Origin of the sequence: Chitinivorax tropicus (genome assembly GCF_014202905.1) — a bacterium.
Lineage (GTDB): Bacteria > Pseudomonadota > Gammaproteobacteria > Burkholderiales > SCOH01 > Chitinivorax > Chitinivorax tropicus.
Genome location: NZ_JACHHY010000050.1, coordinates 3,404 through 5,046, shown reverse-complemented (window position 1 = coordinate 5,046; position 1,643 = coordinate 3,404). Strand labels below are relative to the sequence as shown.

1 pseudogene is annotated in these 1,643 nt (G+C 63.9%); it reads right to left on the bottom strand.

Annotation, left to right across the window (positions count from 1 at the left end):
* Nucleotides 1–1,643, bottom strand: a pseudogene (locus HNQ59_RS18990) (RHS repeat protein); the annotation flags it as partial.

The following is a 1,643-nucleotide window of genomic DNA, read 5'->3' as shown; positions in this document are numbered from 1 at the left end:
ACTGGCGATCCGGTTGCCGATGGCGTCGTAGCGGTATTCCGTGACATAACCCAATGCGTCGACGCTGGCGGTCTGCCGGCCAGCGGCATCGAATATCGACTGTTGTTGGCTGTCGAGCTTGATGTCGGGTTTGAGCAAGGCGTTGACGGTGGCCAGGGTGGCTTCACCCGTCAGGGTGATCGGGTTGGCGTAACGGGTGCTGCGGGTCAGTTGCCCGGCGGCATCGTATTCGTTGCGGCTGACGGTGCCCAGGGCGTCGATGCTGAACACGCGACGGTTGGCAGCGTCGTAGACGTGGCGGGTGCGCTGCTGTTTGGCATCGGTGACCTGGATCAGGTTGCCGACGGCATCGTAGGTCTGGTTGGTGGTCAGTCGCTCGTTACCGAGCAAGATGGTGGCTTCGGTCTGCCGACCGGCGCTGTCATAGCGGTATTCGGTGCGCTGATCCCGTTGTGGGTCGGTGGGGAGTACGGTGTCGAGCTTCAGTACGGTGTTCGCCGGCAGGCGGGTGGCATAGCGGGTGACCCGGCTGACCCGGCCATTGTTGTCAAATTCGCGACGGGTGATTTCGCCTTGGGCGTTCCGGTCGAGGACGGCCCGGCCATCGGTGTCGTATACGGTGCGGGTCTGCTGGTCGTTCGGGTGCGGGACCAACTTGGCCAGCAGGAGGGTCAGGGCCTGGGGCTGGGTTTCTTCGTTGCTCAGATTGCTCAGTGCGGTGGCATGGCGGGTGACCTGGATCAGTCGGCCCGCGGTGTCATAGTCGTTGCGGACGACGGCGCCTGCTGGGTCGATGGTCAAGACCAGACGGTTGGCGGCATCATAGGCGTAGCGGGTCAGCTGGCCGTCCGGGGTGAGCTTGCCGATCAGGTTGCCGCTGGTGTCGTAGCGGTATTGGGTGCGCAGTTGCAGGCCTGTCGGGTCGACGATTTCTTCGATCCGTTGCCCCAGGGGGGTGTAGCTATATTGGGTGGTGCGGGCCGTGGTGGTGCCGGCGCCTTCGATGAGGCTGATCTGTCGGCCTTGCCGGTCGTAGCGGAATTCGGTGCGCAGTTGCAGGCCGCCTGCCGCCGCATCGACGACGCGGGCCGCCAGTTGGCCTTGGATGTTGTATTCCAGCCGGGTCAGGATGCCGTTGGCGTCCAGCAGTTCCAGTTGTCGGCCACGGCCATCATAGCGGATCTCGCTGGTCAGGTTGAGGCCCTGGGGGTCGATGCGTTTGCGGATCTGCCGGTTGGCGGCGTCAAATTCAAATTGGATGGCCTGGCCTTTGCCGTCACGGGTCTGGGTGCGGTTGCCGACCACGTCGTAGTCATGGGCTTCGATCACCCGTTGTTCCGGGTCGATCACTTGTTTGAGCCGGCCATCCAGGTCGTAGCGGTATTCGGTGGTGCGTTGTTCGCCGTCGGTGACTTTCCAGGTCTCGCCAAAGGCGGTCTGCTCGGTGATGGTCCGGATCCGGCCTGGGCTGTCGATGGTGACACGTCGGTTGGTGTCATCATAGGTGTAGGTCGTGGTCAGCCAGGTGCCGTCCACCAGTTGTTGCTGGGTCAGGACCCGGTCGAAGGCGTCGTAGCTGGTACGGGTGGTGGTGGCGCCCGCAGCGGTCGTCGGGCCGGTCAGCTCGATCTGTCGTCCCAGCC